This is a genomic window from Rhodococcus pseudokoreensis, assembly GCF_017068395.1.
Classification (GTDB): Bacteria; Actinomycetota; Actinomycetes; order Mycobacteriales; family Mycobacteriaceae; genus Rhodococcus_F; species Rhodococcus_F pseudokoreensis.
The window spans coordinates 6353397-6371138 of sequence record NZ_CP070619.1; the positions used below are offsets into that span (position 1 = coordinate 6353397).

At 68.3% G+C, this 17742-nt stretch carries 19 protein-coding genes and 2 riboswitches; of the genes, 12 read left to right on the forward strand and 7 right to left on the reverse strand.

The window, feature by feature from the left end; all coding sequences use genetic code 11:
* Positions 1-73 precede the first annotated feature (73 nt).
* Together JWS13_RS34190 and JWS13_RS34195 are read left to right on the forward strand one after the other, a co-directional pair.
* A complete protein-coding gene (locus tag JWS13_RS34190; RefSeq protein WP_206009867.1) occupies positions 74-1732 on the forward strand; it encodes an alpha/beta hydrolase in 1659 nt (552 codons plus the stop codon).
* Positions 1733-1743: 11 nt separating this feature from the next.
* Complete coding sequence (locus JWS13_RS34195; RefSeq protein ID WP_241032448.1) at positions 1744-2262, forward strand: LppA family lipoprotein; 519 nt, start codon at positions 1744-1746, stop codon at positions 2260-2262.
* Positions 2263-2269: 7 nt separating this feature from the next.
* On the opposite strand, the gene JWS13_RS34200 is transcribed toward JWS13_RS34195, so the two are convergent.
* The 7 genes from JWS13_RS34200 to JWS13_RS34230 all read right to left on the reverse strand — a co-directional run bounded on the left by JWS13_RS34200 (position 2270) and on the right by JWS13_RS34230 (position 8334).
* Entirely contained in the window at positions 2270-4192 is a 1923-nt protein-coding gene (locus tag JWS13_RS34200; RefSeq protein ID WP_206009869.1) for a S24/S26 family peptidase, read from the reverse strand.
* A gap of 7 nt (positions 4193-4199) precedes the next feature.
* Positions 4200-4793: a TasA family protein gene (locus JWS13_RS34205; RefSeq protein ID WP_206009870.1), complete on the reverse strand. Its 594-nt coding sequence runs from the start codon at positions 4791-4793 to the stop codon at positions 4200-4202.
* On the reverse strand, positions 4783-5355 hold the full coding sequence (locus JWS13_RS34210) for a signal peptidase I (protein WP_206009871.1): 573 nt from the start codon (positions 5353-5355) through the stop codon (positions 4783-4785). The genes JWS13_RS34205 and JWS13_RS34210 overlap by 11 nt, the downstream gene beginning before the upstream one ends.
* Positions 5355-5915, reverse strand: coding sequence for a hypothetical protein (locus JWS13_RS34215; protein WP_206009872.1), 561 nt, complete (start codon positions 5913-5915; stop codon positions 5355-5357). Before JWS13_RS34215 ends, JWS13_RS34210 begins: the two co-directional genes overlap by 1 nt.
* Before the next feature lie 14 nt (positions 5916-5929).
* Positions 5930-6496 carry an alternate-type signal peptide domain-containing protein gene (locus JWS13_RS34220; protein WP_206009873.1) on the reverse strand — a complete coding sequence of 189 codons (567 nt, stop codon included), beginning with the start codon at positions 6494-6496 and terminating at the stop codon, positions 5930-5932.
* A gap of 220 nt (positions 6497-6716) precedes the next feature.
* Positions 6717-7490 carry an HAD-IIA family hydrolase gene (locus JWS13_RS34225; RefSeq protein ID WP_206011852.1) on the reverse strand — a complete coding sequence of 258 codons (774 nt, stop codon included), beginning with the start codon at positions 7488-7490 and terminating at the stop codon, positions 6717-6719.
* 76 nt (positions 7491-7566) lie between these two features.
* A complete protein-coding gene (locus tag JWS13_RS34230) occupies positions 7567-8334 on the reverse strand; it encodes a sulfite exporter TauE/SafE family protein (protein WP_206009874.1) in 768 nt (255 codons plus the stop codon).
* Between the two features lie 212 nt (positions 8335-8546).
* Positions 8547-8643, forward strand: a riboswitch (SAM riboswitch).
* A gap of 7 nt (positions 8644-8650) precedes the next feature.
* On the opposite strand from JWS13_RS34230, the gene JWS13_RS46555 reads away from it, so the two are divergent.
* The 10 genes from JWS13_RS46555 to JWS13_RS34270 all read left to right on the forward strand — a co-directional run bounded on the left by JWS13_RS46555 (position 8651) and on the right by JWS13_RS34270 (position 17739).
* Positions 8651-8725, forward strand: a complete 75-nt coding sequence (locus tag JWS13_RS46555; protein WP_369426197.1) for a putative leader peptide — start codon at positions 8651-8653, stop codon at positions 8723-8725.
* Positions 8726-8991: 266 nt separating this feature from the next.
* Positions 8992-9864 (forward strand): amino acid ABC transporter permease, encoded by an 873-nt coding sequence (locus JWS13_RS34235; RefSeq protein ID WP_241032614.1) that lies wholly within the window; start codon positions 8992-8994, stop codon positions 9862-9864.
* Positions 9861-10643 (forward strand): amino acid ABC transporter ATP-binding protein, encoded by a 783-nt coding sequence (locus JWS13_RS34240; protein ID WP_206009876.1) that lies wholly within the window; start codon positions 9861-9863, stop codon positions 10641-10643. The genes JWS13_RS34235 and JWS13_RS34240 overlap by 4 nt, the downstream gene beginning before the upstream one ends.
* Positions 10644-10679: 36 nt before the next feature.
* The gene (locus JWS13_RS34245) at positions 10680-11651 is read left to right on the forward strand and encodes an ABC transporter substrate-binding protein (protein ID WP_206009877.1); all 972 of its coding nucleotides are present in this window, start codon (positions 10680-10682) and stop codon (positions 11649-11651) included.
* A gap of 12 nt (positions 11652-11663) precedes the next feature.
* Complete coding sequence (locus tag JWS13_RS34250; RefSeq protein ID WP_206009878.1) at positions 11664-12200, forward strand: GNAT family N-acetyltransferase; 537 nt, start codon at positions 11664-11666, stop codon at positions 12198-12200.
* Entirely contained in the window at positions 12197-13258 is a 1062-nt protein-coding gene (locus JWS13_RS34255; RefSeq protein WP_206009879.1) for an LLM class flavin-dependent oxidoreductase, read from the forward strand. The genes JWS13_RS34250 and JWS13_RS34255 overlap by 4 nt, the downstream gene beginning before the upstream one ends.
* Positions 13255-14313 carry an LLM class flavin-dependent oxidoreductase gene (locus JWS13_RS34260; protein ID WP_206009880.1) on the forward strand — a complete coding sequence of 353 codons (1059 nt, stop codon included), beginning with the start codon at positions 13255-13257 and terminating at the stop codon, positions 14311-14313. Before JWS13_RS34255 ends, JWS13_RS34260 begins: the two co-directional genes overlap by 4 nt.
* A gap of 15 nt (positions 14314-14328) precedes the next feature.
* Positions 14329-15723 (forward strand): NtaA/DmoA family FMN-dependent monooxygenase, encoded by a 1395-nt coding sequence (locus JWS13_RS34265; RefSeq protein WP_206009881.1) that lies wholly within the window; start codon positions 14329-14331, stop codon positions 15721-15723.
* Between the two features lie 47 nt (positions 15724-15770).
* Positions 15771-15864: riboswitch (SAM riboswitch) on the forward strand.
* A gap of 4 nt (positions 15865-15868) precedes the next feature.
* Positions 15869-15952, forward strand: coding sequence for a putative leader peptide (locus JWS13_RS46235; protein WP_310794466.1), 84 nt, complete (start codon positions 15869-15871; stop codon positions 15950-15952).
* Positions 15953-16107: 155 nt separating this feature from the next.
* The gene (locus JWS13_RS34270; protein WP_206011853.1) at positions 16108-17739 is read left to right on the forward strand and encodes an ABC transporter substrate-binding protein; all 1632 of its coding nucleotides are present in this window, start codon (positions 16108-16110) and stop codon (positions 17737-17739) included.
* Positions 17740-17742: the final 3 nt, after the last annotated feature.

The window sequence follows — 17742 nt, forward strand, 5'->3', positions numbered from 1 at the left end:
CGAGACGAGATCGGACTCCCGCGGACGCGATCGATCCGCTAGGGTACGGGCATTATGCATCCTGGGGGGGATCGTGAATCTGAGGGACATAGCCCAGTGGGACGTCCGCGCGCTGCAGGCCGTGCAACGGTCGCTGTCCGAGCGGGCGGCGACCATCGCGTTCGTGAAGGACGGTCTCGCGGACATCGGCCGGTTACCGACATGGCAGGACGACGCCGCGGACGCCGCACGTCGGCGGTTCCGGACCGCCGCCGATGATCTGAGCAGTGAGGCGGCTGCGGTCGCCGTCGTCGAATCGTTGGCCCGCGAGTTGTTCGACGCGGTCACGCACCTGCAGACCGAACTCGACGGCGTCCGGGACACTGCTGTCGCCCACGGTATGGCCCTGTCGGACAACGGTGACGTTGCGGACGCGGTCGACATCCCGGACGCGGTTTCGCGCGAGGAACTTCGCGCAGAACTGCGTGCCGCGGCCCGGGCGTTGATCCTGCAGGCGGAAGACCTCGTCGCGGACGCGGCGGCCGTCCTGACCCGGGCCGCGGACGGCGCTGCCGGACCCGGTGAGGTGGGTCGCGCACTGTCCGCCCCGGCCCCACCACCGGATGGTTCCCCGCTCGCCAACCGCGAGTACTGGGACGCCCTGCCCGCAGCCCAGCGGCGGGAGGTGATCGAGCGGCATCCCGACTGGGTGTGCAATCGCGACGGCATTCCGTCCGCGGTGCGGCACGAGGCGAACGTGAGCCGATTCGCCGACGAGCGGTCGCGGTGGGAGCTGGAACGGGACCGTCTCCGGGAGAGGCTGGACCACAACGTGTTCGGCGGCGTCTTCACCGACGACGATGCGCGGCTGTGGTACGCCGAGCAGAAGCTGCGCGACCTCGACGACCTCGAGTCGCTCGTCCGCGACCATCCGGACGGCAGGCTGATGCTGCTGGACCTGCGGTCGGGTGAACGGACGATGGCCGCGTTCGCGCTCGGCGACCCGGACACCGCCGATCACATCTCCGTCACCACCCCGGGTATCGACACCACTGTCGGCTCCCTCGCCGGAATGACCGACGAGGCGTCGGCGCTGAAGGCGGAAATCGAACGGCAGCTGGACCTTTCCGGCCGAACCGACGAGACGGTGTCGACGATCGCGTGGCTCGGGTATCAGCCGCCGACCACCACCGGTCCGGGCAATTACGACGTCCCGTTCCTCGACCAGAACGTCGGGCGCGGATGGCTCCTCGACGCGTGGCAGTCCGACCGCGCGACCGCGGGAGCCCCGAAGCTTGCCTCGTTCTACGAGGGCCTCGACGTCGCCTCGCAGACGCCGGATCCGCACATCACCGCCCTCGGGCATTCGTATGGTTCGTACACCCAGGGCCTGGCCCTGCAGGACGCGGGACCGCGGCAGCCTGTGGACGACGCCGTGTTCTACGGTTCGCCCGGCTTCGATGCGAACGACGAATCGGACCTCGGACTGGCACCCGGCCACGGATTCGTGATGCGCGCGCACGACGACCCGATCACCCTGGCGGACGGGTTCGGCCGGCTCGGACCGGATCCGGTGCAGACCGACCTCGAGCAACTGTCGGTGCGTGAGGCGACGACCCCCGACGGCGTCCGGCGGGAAGATGCCAACGGGCACAGCGAGTATCCACGGCCGAGCAGCAACGGTGAACTACGGGCGTCCGGCTACAACATGGCCGTGATCGCGGCGGGTCTGCCGGAGCTGGCGCTCCGGTGACGATCCGGTGGGTGACGAGAACGTTCGCCGTGATCGGCGCGGCGATCCTGACGAGCGGATGTGGTGGCGTGACGGACAACCCGTACAACTTCGGCGACGAGGAGATCGCGGCGGCGGCCGAGAGCCTGACCGGCAGGCCGACGCTCGCCGTCACCGAGAGACAGGTCACCGATGCGTTGGTGCGGATCAGCGAAGCCGTCGGCGCGATCGCTCCGGACGTCCGGTGGCGTTGGCATCGTGAACGCAGCCAGGGCGGCGGATGCCCCGGACCGTATGCGTACACGGAAGGGCAGTCCGTCACCACGCGAGTGCTACTGTCCGACAATCCGATCCGCGACGCCGACTGGCCGGCAGTGCTGGCGGCGGCCCGCGCGGTCGCCACCGACGCCGGGATGGATCGCCTCGACGTCCACGTCGACGAGCCCGGACGTCACGATGTGACGTTCGCCGGCGAAGACGGAAACCGGATCACGTTCGGGACGTACAAGGCAGCCGCTCTCAGGGGCATCACCGGCTGTCGCCACCCGTGAGTACTTGTTAACGTCCGGCGGTTAATAAGTACTCACGGGTGCCGGAGGCATCGACGATCCACAGCTCATCGGTTCCCTCCCGCCATTGCAGGGTGTCGTCCGCACCGACCGTGGTCCGTGCGACCTCGGCGCCGGAAGAATCCGTCACGACCGCCATTGGTCCCGCCGCGGTCTGCACCACCTGCGCCGAATACGTCCCCGAAAACACCGCCGGCGTCACCGCCTCTTCCGCCGGTTCCGGTTCCGGCTCCGGGGCAGGGGTCGTGGTCGTGGTTGTCGGTTCGGGAGCCGACTCGGTGGTGGTGACGTCGGTGGTAGTGACGTCCGTTGTCGTGACCGCCGCGGTGGTGGTCGTCACCGGTGCCGAGGCGCTGGTCACCGTCGTCGTCGGCGCCACGCTGCTCGTCGTCGGCGCCACGCTGCTCGTCGTCGATGCCACGCTGCTCGTCGGTGCCGCACTGCTAGTCGGCGCCGCCGCCCGTGCGGCGACCTGCTGGATCGGTGCACCGCAGCTGACGCCGCTCAGTCCGCTGAGGATGCCGACGGTGAGTCCGTACGACACATAGTTCGTGGACACGGCCGAGCCGTTCACCGTGTAGATCTGGGCGACGAGGTTGGCGCCGCCCAGCTGGCTGAGGTCGAGCAGTCCGTACGACACGGTTGCGGTTCCGCCGGTGACGTTCTGCCTGTTGGTCACCGCCATGGTGCCGGCGTCCCGGACGATGACGCGGTAGGTGTAGGGCGCGACCGCCGTCCAGCTCAGTTTGGCCGAGTTCGCGATGATGTTGAGGATGCCCTGCGTCTCGCAGCTCAACCCCGACGGCGCCGGCAGCGACGGATCGGGATAGGTGTCCTGTGTTCCGTTGCAGGCGAGGGCTTTCGTAGATGCGGCCTGGTTGAGGGTGAAGCCTCGCCACGTGGAGGACACGGCGCCGCTGGACGGCAGCAGTGTGTGCACCCCGGCGACGTACTGCATCGCCGAGGTGAACGTGGCGAGGGCGGACCCGTCCACGGTGACCGACACCGTGTCCCCGGCGCTGGGGGAGGCGGGAACGACGGTCCACGAGGATCGCTCCACTCCGCTGCCGTCGCGCAGGATCACCTTGTACTGGTACGGCGCGCCCAGATGCTTCCACGCGAGGGTGGCGCGTGCCGGTGCCGGGGTCGGGACGTTGGTGCAGGTGACGTACGAGCTTCCGCTGACCACCTGGTTGATGCGGGGCACGAACTCCGCCCGCGAGGTGAACGGGCCGCTCGTCGCCGTGGCGGAGTCGGTGTAGGTGGCGCCGGTCCCGGGAACCAGGAGGAGCCCGAGGACCGTGAAGAGAGCCAGCCCGGTGATCCACGAGGTGGTGGATCGCCGGAGGACGGGGCGCCGCGCGTGCTGGACGGCGTGTTTCGGCGCCTCGCCAGCTCCGGTCCGCGGACCGCAGGTGCCACCGCCGGGCCGGATCGCGGTGACGACGAGAACGCCCGCGAGGAGGACGCCGAGCAGCACCGCGGCCGGCGTGGACAGCCACGCCGCGACGTAGCCGAGCCCGTCGACGTGTGCGAACACCCGTTCCGCCGACGTGACGGAATACGGCGCCGCGTCGGGTTGCTCGTTGGCGTCGCCCTGCATCCGCAGGACCGCGGTGTCGCCCACGACCGAGTCGATGCCGACGACACGGTGCGTGATTCGACTGCCCTGCCCGTCGGGCACGCTGATCACGTCGCCGACTCCGATAGCGGTGGCGGGCACCGAATCGGCGAGGGCGAGGGCGCCGGAACCGATGGTCGGCTCCATCGAGCCGGAACGGAAGATCAGCGGCGTTACGCCGAAGAACAGCGAGGCCGCGGTCGCCAAAATGCAGACGAGTCCGGCGACGGCACCGACTGTCAACGCGCACTCCCGGATCAGATGTCCGGGCGTGCGCCGGGGGGTGGTCATGGTCGGCTCACCCCGCCGTCGCGGAGAACGTGAAGGTGGCGGAACCGACGCTCTGGCTCTGCACCGCAACGGGCGCGGTGGGCGCGAGCGCGGCGACGAAGCACAGGTTCTGGGCGCCGTTGAGCCCAGCGACCGTCTGCGGTGCGGTGATCACGGGGGCGGGGCCGCCGGCCGCCAGCGCCGACTGTCCGAGGAGTGCACCACCCGAACAAGTTCCGGTCCGCATGCCGTTGCCGGTGGCGTTGCCTGCCGATCCGCCGTTGTAGACGGACACCGTCAGCTGGGACGCCAGCGCCGGGCTGCCCGCCGGGGTGGTGGCCGACATCGTGTACTTCAACGCGGCGGTTCCCACGTTGTTGACGACGAGCGGCTGAGCGACGCTCTCCCCGGGCAGCATGTTCGCGAGAGCGAGGGTACCGAACGTGTAGGAGTCGACGGCGTTGGCCCGGATGTCGATCGTCCCGGTGGTGAACGTGCCCGACGTCGCGGTCGCGTCGTCGCTCCACACCGCCAGGGTGCCCACAGCGCCGAGCCCCAGCAGGATGCCGAGCGAGAGAACCGCCCGCACGCGGACGCTGACGGACGGGAGACTATGCGTCATCGCGGACTTTCTCCCGGCGACCGTCGCGGACCCCGCTGAGGAACATGTAGGCGGCGTAGCCGAACAACCCGGTCACCACGGCGCCCAGGATCCAGGTGCGCTGCTGACCGGTGAGCCAGCTGTTGACGTGCCCGAGGTAGGGGACGGAGTACCACACCCGTCCTCGGATCTGTTCGCCCCGAACGGGTTTCTCGTCCGGCGTGCGGTTGGCGTCGCCCTGCGTGAGGAAGGTGCGCTCGCCGATCGTGTTCTGCTCGACCGCGACGATGCGGTGCGTGACGACGGCGGGCCGTCCGGACTCGATCTGGTAGGTGATCGCCGTTCCGACCCCGAGTGTGCCGGGGTCGGCAGGTGTGACGACCAGCAGTGTCCCCGGCGGATACGTGGGGGTCATGGAGCCGGTCAGCACCGTGAATCGCTGAGCGCCCGCGACCATCGGGATCAGGATCGTCACGACGAGGATCGCGCACATCGTGAGCAGGAGAACCCAGCTCGCGATGGTGCGCACCCACCAGAGGGGTCCGGTGTGGTCGGTGCCGGGAGGAGTGGTCGTGGTGTCCATCAGGAGTTCGCCGTGAAGTGGAAGGTGACGGTGGAGGATTGGGCGACGTCGAATCCGTCGGCGAGGCTGCCGACCGTCGCTCTAAGGCACCACGTCGACTTCGCTCCCGGTGCGAGTGCGGGCGCCCATCCGGTGGTAGGCGCTGCGGCGCCGTTCATGGCGCCGTCGTAGATCAGGGCCCCGCCGGTGGGCGCCCCCGTCGACGGACAGGACGCAGGGTTCAACCACACGGCAAGTCGCAACGGGACGTTCGTGGTCGTCGTGGTCTGAGACACGGAATCCAATCGGTAGTTCATGTCCACCGAGCCCGCATTGGCGACGGTGAGGGGTTGCTGCACCGCCGCGTTCTGCGTGAGATTCGTTCCGCCGAACGCGCTCAGCTTGTAAGCCGCGGACTGGGAACTCGCGTCACCGACGGCAAGCGCGAGGGTGCCGGATCGGATGGTGGCGTTGCTGATCGGTGTGCTGTCGTGCCACACGGCGCCGGTCTGCTGTGCGGAGACGAGAATCAGCACCCCGACCGACGCCGTGGCGAGTGCCCACCAGCGAAGACGTGTCATCGACGGTGACGGTTCTACCGCGTGTTCTGCTGCAGGACGAGTTTCATCGCCGACAGGTTGACGGCGGAATTCTGCGCTTCGCCGCCGTTGCCGACGCCGTCGCCGGTCGCGTTCTGGAAGTGCAGACGGACCTTCACCTGGATGGCGGCGTTGTCGTCGGCCGAGGTGATGGTGTTCGCGGCGATCGGGGCGCCCCCGACCGTGGCCGTCACGGTCTTGTCGAGACGGGCTATCAGTGCGGCGTCGCCACTGATGGTCGACGTGTCGGCGGTCAGGGTGGCCTGCAGGTTGTCGCCCGACGCGGTGATGGTGGAATCGCAGGTGTATTCGAGGGTGTCGCCGGGGACCAGCAGGAACTGGGTGATGTCGGCGATCGGTCCACCGGTGGTGGCGTCGGGGCTGACATCCGACCATCCGGCGCCGCCCGCCGCGCAGTCGTCCAGCGCGAGGGTGCCCGACTGGATCTCGGCGTTGCCGCCGATGTCCGTCTCGTCGTGCCAGTACGCGAGGCTGCCTGCCCCGCCGAGAAGGAGGAGTGCGCCTGCGCCTGCGGCGAGCGCAGCTTTGGTCTGCTTGTTCATGGCGTGTCATTTCTGGGGGCGGGGAAAGGAGGTGGCACATCTCGATGCCGTACCAACTATCCCGGCCGGTCGGTTTCTTGTTACCTCCTCGAATGTATTGTTGCCATCTCGCGATCTTCGGAACGCCGAAGAATTATTCGGCGGCCCGAAGGCTGCAGGCACCCGAGGTCTCGGTAACTGGATCAATCCAATTGTGCATGTGTACCAGGGAATTGAACCGTCAGCTGTGTGCGCGGTCGAACGGATCCGACGTGCGGCCGACCAGGTCGGCGACCGATTTGAGCACCGCAGTGGGGCGGTAGGGGAACAGTTCCACCGAATCCCGCGTCGAGATTCCGGTGAGGACGAGGATGGTCTGCAGCCCGGCCTCGAGTCCGCAGACGATGTCGGTGTCCATGCGGTCACCGATCATCAGCGTGTTCGCGGAATGTGCGCCGATGGCTCGCAGGGCCGAGCGCATCATCAGCGCGTTCGGCTTGCCCACGTAGTACGGGTCGCGGCCGGTGGCCCTGCTGATCAGTGCCGCAACGGATCCCGTGGCCGGAAGGGAACCCTCGCGCGACGGTCCGGTGGGGTCCGGGTTGGTGGCGATGAAACGAGCGCCTTTCTCCACCAAACGAATTGCGGTGGTGATGGCCTCGAATGAGTAGGTGCGGGTTTCGCCGAGGACCACGTAGTCGGGATCGTTCTCGGTGAGGACGTATCCGATGTCGTGCAGTGCGGTGGTGAGCCCGGATTCGCCGACGACGTAGGCGCTGCCGCCGGGGCGCTGGTTCGCCAGGAACGTCGCGGTGGCCAGGGCGGACGTCCAGATCGATTCCTCGGGAATGTCGAGGCCGGTGCGGAGCAGCCGGGCGCGGAGATCGCGCGGTGTCCTGATGGAATTGTTGGTCAGGACGATGAACGGGGTTCCGGACTCCCGGAGTTCGGCCAGGAACAGGTCGGCGCCGGGGACCAGATGCTCTTCGTGGACGAGAACGCCGTCCATGTCCATGAGATAGGTCCAGCCCGGGTGCTCTACTTCGTTGCTCACCGACTCAGTATGGGGGAGCGGGAGGGTGCATGCGCGACTATGCGAGCAGCCGGAACAGGCCGATGAGACCGACGACGACGATGGTTCCCCGCAGTGCGGTGGGGGACAGGCGGCGGCCGTAGCGGGCGCCGAGGACGCCGCCGATCAGCGAGCCCACCGCGATGAGGCCGGCGGCTGCCCAGCTGATCCGGTCGAAGGCCACGAGGGTGTAGGCGGTCGCGGCGACGACGTTGACGATGAGCGACAGCAGATTCTTCGCGCCGTTCATCCGTTGCAGGCTCTCCGGCAGGATCGCGCCCATCACGCCCATCAGCAGAATGCCCTGCGCAGCGGTGAAGTATCCGCCGTACACGCCGACGGCGAACGTGCCGACGGTCAGCAGGGTGAGCCGCGTCGTGCTCAGGCCGGCCTCGTGGCTGCCGCGCTGCTTCGCCCAGGCCTGGATCCTCGGCTGCAGCACCACCAGGATCAGGGCGAGGATCAGCAGTACCGGGACGACGAGTTCGAACACCGTTTCGGGGAGGTGCAGCAACAGCCACGAGCCGAGAACCGCACCGCACAGAGACGCCGGGATCTGCCACCGCAGCCGCGGTCCCTGCCCGGCCAGCTCCCGCCGGTACCCCCACGTGCCGGACACGCCACCGGCGACCAGGCCGATCGCGTTCGACATCGTGGCGGTCACCGGAGGGAACCCGAAAGCCACCAGGGTGGGGAAGGTGATGAGCGTGCCGCTGCCGACGATGGCGTTGATCGCTCCCGCGCCGACGCCGGCAACCAGGATCGCGATGACTTCGAGTGGTGTCACCGAGGCGACGTTACAAGGGCCTCGGACCGCCCGGCAGCCGGGTCAGGCGACGGTGCCGATACGCGACTGCCCGTCCCATCCAACCGCATCCCCGGCCACTTGTCAGCACTTCTGCGCACGGTGATTCTTGCGTTCGCTCGGCACCATTTCCCCTGTGGTGCAGGGAAATACCCCGTGTTGACGACCTCCGGGAATGCAGCTAGTGTTCGCTTCAACCATCCAGAGCGACCGAGAGACCTGGCTCGTTGACGTCGCAGCAACCCTTCCGAATCATTCGGGTGCGGGTGCTACCGCCAGGATCGATGGAAGGCAGCACATGAACTACCCCGCGCGCCCCGCGTGGCGCAGACGGCACATCGACCTGTGCCGTACCACCTCCTGCCACTGTTGACGAGGTCTCACAGCACGCTCACCGGGTAAAACGCCAGGTGAGCGCCTGATGCGCGCCCGCATCCCGTGGAAGACGCGCCCTCCTCCCCATCCCGTTTCCAGGTGAAAGGCCGCCTCCGTGATGTCTGTTCCCAGTGGTGAGCGAGCGTGAGCGCCCCCGTCCGGGCGCGTTCGGCCGCGCCCCTCGATTCCGAACCCTTCGGCGCCGGTGACCGCGCCGGGGACGCCGCGCTCGAGGTCGCGCGGCGGTGGCACCCGTGGCGGTGGGTGGTCAGCGCCGCCGTGCTGGTGCTGCTCGCCCAGTTCGTCCACGGCCTCGCCACCAACCCGGGGTGGGACTGGGCGACGTTCGCCAAGTACTTCACCGCCGGGTCCGTGCTGCAGGCGCTGTGGATGACGGTGAAGCTGACCCTGTGGGGGACGGTCCTCGGATTCGCGCTCGGTGTGGTGCTGGCGGTCGGCCGCCTGTCGCACAACCCGGTGCTGCAGGTGATCGCCTGGGTGTACATCTGGGCGTTCCGGTCGATCCCGCTGATCGTGCAACTCCTGTTCTGGTTCAACATCACGTACCTGTATCAGACTCTGTCGCTGGGTATTCCGTTCGGACCGGGCTTCTTCACGTTCGAGGTCAACGGCGTCATCAGCGGCTTCACCGCCGCCGTCATCGGTCTGGCGCTGCACCAGGCCGCGTACTCCGCCGAGATCATCCGCTCCGGCATCATCTCGGTGGACCACGGGCAGATCGAGGCGGCGCAGTCACTGGGCATTCCGCGTCGTCGCCAGTTCTTCAAGATCGTTCTGCCCCAGGCGATGCGCGGTATCCTGCCGAACGCCGCAAACGAGGTGATCAGCCTGTTCAAGGGCACGTCGATCGTGTCGACCATGGCGATCGCGGAACTGTTCTACCAGGTTCAGGTGATCTTCGGCCGCAACGGTCGCGTCGTGCCCCTGCTGATGGTCGCGACCATCTGGTACATCATCCTGACCACGCTGTTGTCGATCGGTCAGTACTACGTCGAGCGGCACTACGCGCGCGGATCGGCTCGGGCGCTGCCCCCGACTCCGTGGCAGAAGGTCACCCGGAAATTCGCCGAGATCCGCGACGCCGGCGTCTCCGTACCGAGAGGGGCCACGAAATGACCACCGACATCCAGCAGGCGGAGTTCGCGGTGGAGGTCCGCGGAGTCCACAAGTCCTTCGGCGCACTCGACGTCCTCCAGGGTGTGGACCTGCTGGTCCGCAAGGGTGAGGTGACGGTGATCCTGGGCCCGTCGGGTTCCGGCAAGTCCACGCTGCTGCGCACGCTCAACCACCTGGAGAAGGTCGACCGGGGCACCATCCGGATCGACGGCGACCTCATCGGCTACCGGCGCAAGGGCAACAAGCTCCACGAACTGCGGGAACGCGACATCCTGAGGCAGCGGTCCCGGATCGGATTCGTGTTCCAGAACTTCAACCTGTTCCCCCACCTCACGGTGCTGGAGAACGTGGTCGAGGCACCGGTGTCGGCGCAGGGCCGCGACCGGGCCGAGGTCGAGGCCGAGGCGATCGCACTGCTGGAACGGGTCGGCGTGGGTGACAAGGCCCACGAGTACCCGCGGCAACTGTCCGGCGGCCAGCAGCAGCGGGTCGCGATCGCCCGGGCTCTCGCGTTGCGCCCGGCCGTGATCCTGTTCGACGAGCCCACGTCGGCGCTCGACCCCGAACTGGTCGGTGAGGTCCTCGCCGTCATCAAACAACTGGCACGCGACGGCGCCACCCTCGTCATCGTCACCCACGAGGTGGGTTTCGCGCGGGAGGTCGCCGACACGGCCGTCTTCATGGACGGCGGCGTCGTCGTGGAGCAGGGCCCGCCCGCGCAGGTCATCGACGACCCGCAGCACGACCGCACCAAAGCCTTCCTCTCCCGAGTTCTCTGACCTCCACACTCCGGTGTGGATCCCCGAAAGGCATACATGTCCACCGCACGGTTCCGTAAGAAGATTCTGGCCTCGGCCGTCACCACCGTCGCTCTCCTCGCCGCCGCGTGCGGTGGCGGCGACGTCGAGGACGAGGGGGCGGGGCCGACCTCCGCCGCCGGCTACAACCTCACCGCGGATCAGAATCGCGTCACCACCGACGAGGTCGAGTCGATCGCCGCGAAGGTTCCCCAGCAGATCCGCGACCGCGGCACGCTCATCGTGACGGGCAGCGCCGGTTCTGCTCCGCCGCTGCGTTTCTACGCCGACGACGACAAGACGCTCATCGGCTCGGAGACCGACTTCGCATACCTGATCGGCGACGTTCTCGGTCTGAAGGTCGACCTCCAGGCGGCGGACTGGGCGCAGAACTTCGTCCGGATCGATTCGGGGGAGGCCGACGCGTTCATCTCCAACGTCACCGTCACCGAGGAGCGGAAGGAGAAGTACGACTTCTCGACGTACCGCCTCGACACGGTCGCGTTCGAGACGAAGAAGGACAGCGGAATCCAGATCAAGGAACCCAAGGACGTCGCGGGCCTGAAGATCGCGGTCTCCTCCGGCACCAATCAGGAAGCGCTGCTGGTGAAGTGGAGCGAGCAGAACGTCGCGGCCGGCCTCGAACCCACCGACATCACCTATTACCAGAACGCCACCGACTACTACCTGCCCCTCGCGTCGGGCCGCATCGATGCCTACTTCGGGCCCAACCCGTCGTCGTCGTTCCACGTGGCACAGGCCGGGGAGACCGAGATCGCCGGAACGTTCTCGGGCGCGGGCGACGCGCTCCAGGGTGAGATCGCCGTGCTCACCAAGAAGGACAACGGGCTGATCACCGCAGTCAACGAGGCCATCAACCACGTCATCGAGAACGGCATGTACGCAGAGGTTCTCGACCGTTGGAACATCGCGAACGAGGCCGTGAACACGTCGGTCGTCAACCCGCCCGGGCTCCCGAAGACCAGCTGACAAGGAGGAACCGTGAGCGAGAGGACCGACCCCGTGCAGACCGTGTTCGTCGATCAGACCGATCCACTGGCCGCGCCGCTGCTCGAAGAACTGGCGACCGAATACAGCACTCGGTACGGGCGCTCCCGGGACCAGATGTACGAGGACCTCAGCACGTATCCGGCGGAGGAGTTCGCCGCGCCGGGTGGCGCGCTGCTCGTCGTGGTCGAGGACGGGACGTCGGTGGCGGGCGGGGCCTTCCGCCGCTACGACGACACGACCGCGGAACTCAAGCGGATCTGGACCTCGTCCTCGCACCGCAGACGCGGACTCGGGCGCATCGTGCTGCGGGAACTCGAGGCGGAGATCGTCCGGGCCGGTTACTCACGCATCTTCCTCACCACCGGGCCGCGGCAGCCCGAGGCGGTGGCCCTGTACCTGGCCGCGGGGTACACGGCACTGTTCGATCGTTCCCTCCCACCGCAGGACATCGGAATCCACGGATTCGAGAAGCTCCTGCACACCGCCCTGCCTTCCGATTGCGCCGCAAAGGAGTACGAGTCCGTATGAAGTTTCTGCTGATGAGCCTGATCACTCACCAACCGGACCCGGTGACCGGGGAGAAGATCGGCACCGCGGCCAGGCTGCGGGAGGTCGTGGACTCTGCCGTCCTCGCCGAGCAACTGGGGTACGACGGTTTCGCGGTGGGCGAGCGCCACGAACATCCCTTCCTGTCCTCGTCACCGCCCGTGGTGCTCGGCGCCATCGCGGCGCGGACCAGCACCCTGCAGTTGTGGACCGCGGTGACCACGCTGAGCCTGCTCGACCCGGTCCGTGCGTTCGAGGACTACTCGACGCTCGACAACCTGTCGGGTGGCCGGCTGCAGCTCATCATCGGCAAGGGGAACGGCACCGCGCAGGCACAGCTGTTCCACGTCACACCGGACGACCAGTGGGACCGCAACCGCGAAGGGTACGAGCTGTTCCGGCAGTTGTGGGAGAGCGAGGACGTCACCTGGGAAGGCGCGTTCCGGCCGTCGCTCGAGCACGCCGTCGTCCTGCCACGGCCGCTGCAGCCGCGGATCCGGATCTGGCACGGCAGTGCGACGAGCAAGGAGTCGGTGGATCTCGCGGCCCGCTACGGGGATCCGATCTTCTCCGCGAACGTGACGTACCCCATCGACTCCTACGCCGAACTCGTCCGGCACTACCGGGAACGGTGGGCCCATTACGGTCACGATCCCGCCGGCGCCCTCGTCGGCGCCGGGACCGCCGGGTTCTACGTGACACCGAACTCGCAGGATGCGCTCGACGTGTGGCGCCCGATTCACGCTGCCCGGCTCGACTTCGCCCGCCGGGCAGGGCTTCCGGTGGTGTTCGAGACCCTCGAGGACTTCGTCGACCGCAGTTCCGCGTTGATCGGCAGCCCGCAGCAGGTGATCGACAAGGTGCAGCGCTATCACGAGCAGTTCGGCCACGAGGTGATCCACCTGAGCGCCGACCGCGTCGGCAGCGACAAGCAGCACCGCGAGAGCCTCGAGCTGTTCCAGGCCGAGGTGGCGCCCGCGCTGCGCGAGACCATTCCGAGCCGCCCCCTCGCGGCCGACACAGAGGAGCGACAGGCATGAGCCTGCATCTGGGCATCGAACTCGACGGCGAGGGAACGCATCCCGAGGCGTGGCGGCGCGCCGCGCACACACCCGACCGGTTGCTGACCGGCCGAACGGTGGCGGACCGGGTCGCGGCGGCGGAGAACGCCGGTTTCACCTTCGCGTCCTTCGACGATTCGCTGCTGCCACCCGGCGCCGACGGGGGCCCCGCCGGCCGGATCGACGCCGTGAACCGCGCCGCGTTCGTGGCCGCGACCACCAGCACGATCGGCCTCGTACCGGTGGTCGGCACGACCTACGCCGAGCCGTTTCACACGTCGTCCCAGCTCGCGACGCTCGACTACGCGTCGCGGGGCCGCGGCGGCTGGATCGCAGCACGCGACACCGACCAGCGGGTCGCGGGGGCACTGGGCCGGACCGAGGTCACCGCACCCGCCGACGTCGCGCGGGAGGAGCGGGACGCGATCGCCGTGGTCCGGGACCTGTGGGATTCCTGGGAGGACGACGCGGTGATCCGCGACTATGCCACCGGCCGTTTCGTCGACCGCGACCGGCTGCACTACATCGACTTCCAGGGTGATGCCTACTCGGTGAAGGGTCCGGCGATCGTCCCGCGACCGCCGCAGGGGCAACTGGTGGTGTTCGGATTCGACGGGCAGACCGATCCGTCCGAGGTCGACGTGGTGCTGGTGTCCGGGGCGACAGCCGGTGACATAGCCGACGAGGCCGCACGGGCGAAGGACTCCGGGGCGACGTTGGTGTTCGCCGAACTCGACGTGGCGCTCGGCGCAGCCACTCCCGCCCCCTCGAGCGGGCGGCTCTCGTTCGCGGGCGAGGCCACCGGACTGGTGGATCTGCTGCGCGCACTGGATTCGCACGTCGACGGTGTGCGCCTGCATCCCGCCGTCGTCGACGAGGACCTTCCGGTGCTGGCGCGGTACGTGATCCCGGCACTCCTGCGCGCCGGTGTCGCCCACCGCCCCGTCCCCGGTTCGACCCTGCGCAGCACGCTCGGCCTCGACCGTCCCGTCAACCGATTCCGGGCCGAGCGCCTCGAAGAATCCTCTCGCTGAAAGGTTGTGGAGATCATGACCGACAACTCGTACGCCCGACCCGGTGCCCAGGTGCATTTCGGTGTCTTCTTCCACGGCGTCAACCACACGACGATCTGGTCCGATCCGACCAGCGGATCGCAGATCGACTTCGAAACGTTCCGGCGGGTGGCACACACCGCCGAGCGGGGCCTGTTCGACGCCTTCTTCCTGGGTGAGGGCCTGCGCCTGCGCGAACAGGAAGGCAAGATCCTCGATCTCGACATCGTGGGCAGGCCGGACGCGATCACCCAACTCGCGGCGCTGGCAGGTATCACCCGGAACATCGGGCTGGTGGCCACCCAGAACACCACCTACAACGAACCGGCCGACCTCGTCCGGCGGCTGTCCGGGCTGGACCTGCTGTCCGGCGGCCGCGCCGGCTGGAACGCCGTCACCACGGACAACGCGTGGACCGGCGAGAACTTCCGGCGCGGCGGCTTCCTCGATCACGCCGACAGGTACGAGCGGGCCGGGCAGTTCCTCGACACGGCCCGGGCGATCTGGGACGGGTGGGCCGACGACGCCGTCGCGACCAGCACCGAGGCGCCGTCCTGGGCGACCGCGGGCAGTGTGCAGGACGTGTCGCGGCGCACGTCGCAGTTCGACGTCACGATCACCCCCACCCTGCCGCGCAGCGCCCAGGGCCATCCCGTCATCTTCCAGGCCGGCGACTCACCGGCAGGCCGGGACTTCGCGGCCGCGCACGCCGACGTGATCTTCTCCCGGCACGGAACCCATTTCGACGAGGCTTTCGCCTTCGCCGAGGACATCAGAGCCAGGCTGCGCCGCGCAGGACGCCCCGAGGACGACGTCAAGATTCTCCCGGGTACCCAGATCGTGCTCGCGGAGAACGCGTCCGAGGTGGAGGACAAGGTCCGCTGGGTCCTCGAAGGCCAATACACGGGCCAGACGGCGCTGTCGCTGGTCGGGCAGGTATGGGGTCGTGATCTGTCCGATCGCGACCCGGACGGTCCACTGCCCGAATTCGATCCGGTGCCCGCGCCGATCTCCGGCACCCGCGGGGCCGCGCGCGACGGAAAGGATCCGCTCGCCATCGCCCGCGAGTGGCGCGCCCTGGCGGAGGCGCAGAACCTGTCGCTGCGGCAGGTCGCGATCGCGACGACCCAGCGGTCTGGATTCGCGGGCACCCCCGGGCAGGTCGCCGACGAACTCACCCGGTGGGTTCGCAGCGGTGCCACCGACGGATTCAACGTCTCACCGTATCTGGTGCCCACCGGACTCGACGAGATCGTCGACCTGCTCGTGCCCGAACTGCAGGAGCGCGGCTCGTACCGAACGGAATACGAAGGCTCCACCCTGCGTGAGCATCTCGGTCTCCGCCCGCCGCTGTCGCGACGGGAACTCCTGCCCCGGCAGGCAGTCGGGTAGCGGGGGGCCGTGTGGCGCGGCGACCGGCGATCTCTTACACTCGGTAACGACCATCCAGAGCGACCGAGAGACCTGGCTCGTTGACGTCGCAGCAACCCCCCGCCCTGCGGGTGCGGGTGCTACCGCCGGGATCGATGGAGGAACGATGTTGACCGAAGGCTTCGTGAGCGCCTGGGGGCGTTTGCACGTCGATCTCTGCCGGCTGTCCACCTCGATCTGTCACAGCTGACCTGACACCCCGGCACCTGCCCGGGGTTCCTGCTCTACACACCGCATCCGCGTCGGATCCGGTGTCCCTCACCTTTCTGTGCGCGTGAGCGCCGCCCACTCGACGGGCAGCGCGCACGGCACGTCTTCGAGATCACGGAGTTCTCGGTGCCATCAGTGCCTTTGTCCTCGTCCCACCGCGGCCGCATCGCCGCAGGTATCGGCGCCGCCGCCGTGCTGGCCACGGCGCTCACCGCGTGCGGCGGCGGTTCCAGCAGTTCCTCCGCGGACGCGGGCCCGCCGCAGCCCGGTGGCACCCTCCTCTACGGCCTGTCCCAGGCACCCACGTGCGCCGACCCCGCGCAGTCGGGCACCAACCAGACGATCTACGTGGCCCGTCAGGTGGTGGACTCGCTCACCGACCAGGACCCGGAGACGGGCGAACTGAAGCCGTGGCTGGCCGAGAGCTGGGACACCGACGCCGACGCGTCCTCCTTCACGTTCCACCTGAAGGAGGGGGTGACGTTCAGTGACGGAACACCTTTCACTGCGGAGTCGGTGAAGAAGAACCTCGACGCGATCGTGAACACCCTGACTGGGGCCAAGGCCGCACTGGGCGCCAGCTACCTCACCGGGTACACCGGCACCACCGTGATCGACCCGCAGACCGCACAGGTCGACTTCGCCGCACCCAACGCGCAGTTCCTCCAGGCGTCGTCCACCCCGCAGCTCGGCATCCTGTCCGACGCGTCCGTCGCGAAGTCCGCCGAAGAGCGGTGCACCGGCAACATCTCGGGTACCGGGCCGTTCACGTACGCCGACTACCAGCAGGACAGGTCGGTCACCCTCGCCAAGCGCGCCGGATACAACTGGGGCTCCGACGTGTTCGGCCACGAGGGCGAGGCCTACCTCGACACCATCGAGTTCACCGTCGTCCCCGAATCCGGTGTCCGCACCGGCAGCCTGTCTTCGGGACAGCTGGACGCGATCAGCGACGCGCTGCCGCAGGACGCCCCGCAGATCGAAGGTGCGGGCGGGCAGGTGCTCACCACGTCGAATCCCGGAACCCCGTTCGGCTTCCAGCCCAACGTGACCCGCGGACCGCTCGTCGACCCCGCCGTGCGCAGCGCGCTGGTCCCGGCGATCAACCGGCAGGAATTGGTCGACACCGTGCTCGGCCCCAACTTCAAGCCGGCCACCAGCACCCTGGCCAGCCGCACCCCGGGCTACGTGGCACTGCCGGACGTCACGTATGACCCCGAGAAGGCAAAGTCGATCCTGGATCAGGCGGGCTGGGTGCCCGGCGCCGACGGCATCCGCGAGAAGGGTGGTCAGAAGCTCGCCTTCCCCGTGCTGTTCAGCTCCGTGTTCGCCGGCAACCAGGCCATCCTGGAACTGGTGCAGCAGCAGCTCAGAGCGGTGGGAGTGGACCTGCAACTGGACCTCGTGTCGACCCCGGAAGCCACCGCCCGCCAGAATTCCAAGGATTTCGACGCCACCTACTACAACAGCACCCGCGCCGACGGCGACATCCTGCGCACCCAGTTCGGACTCGAAGGCCGCAACCTGAACAGCCGCGGCCCGATTCCCGCGCTCGACGACGTGCTGGCGAAGCAGCTCGCCACCACCGATCCCGCCGCGCGGAGCGCACTCGTCGCCGACGCCCAGCAGCAGGTGCTCGACAACGGCCTGTGGATCCCCACGGTGGAGTTGTCGCAGGCGATCGGTGCGGGCCCGAACGTGCAGGACCTGAAGTTCGAGGCCTCGGCCCGGCTCCAGTTCTTCGACACCTGGATCAGCGGACGCTGACGC